Origin of the sequence: Methylobacterium sp. 37f, assembly GCF_023093475.1 — a bacterium.
Classification (GTDB): domain Bacteria; phylum Pseudomonadota; class Alphaproteobacteria; order Rhizobiales; family Beijerinckiaceae; genus Methylobacterium.
In genome coordinates, this window is sequence record NZ_JAGHKN010000145.1 from 1 (window position 1) to 262 (window position 262).

General features: G+C 67.2%; 1 protein-coding gene. It reads right to left on the minus strand.

The window, feature by feature from the left end; genetic code table 11:
* The coding region (locus J7U37_RS25025) for a hypothetical protein (protein ID WP_247637512.1) at positions 1 to 262 on the minus strand (262 nt) is incomplete at both ends.

Sequence of the window (262 nt, forward strand, 5' to 3'; positions counted from 1 at the left end):
GTGTTGGTCACCGTGTTGGCGTTCAGCGTGCCGTTCTGGAAGGTGTAGGTGCCCGCGTTGGTGAGCTGGGTCGCCGCGAGCGTGCCGCCCGTCTGAGTGAGCAGGCTGTTGTTGGAGAACAGCGGCGACGTGACAGTGCCGCCGGTCAGCGAGAAGCTGCCGCCGTTGGTGATCGAGCTGCCGGCCGTGCGGTTCGCCGCGAACTGCCCGCCGCTCACCGCGATCGTTCCGCTCGCCGTGTTGGTCACCGTGTTGGCGTTCA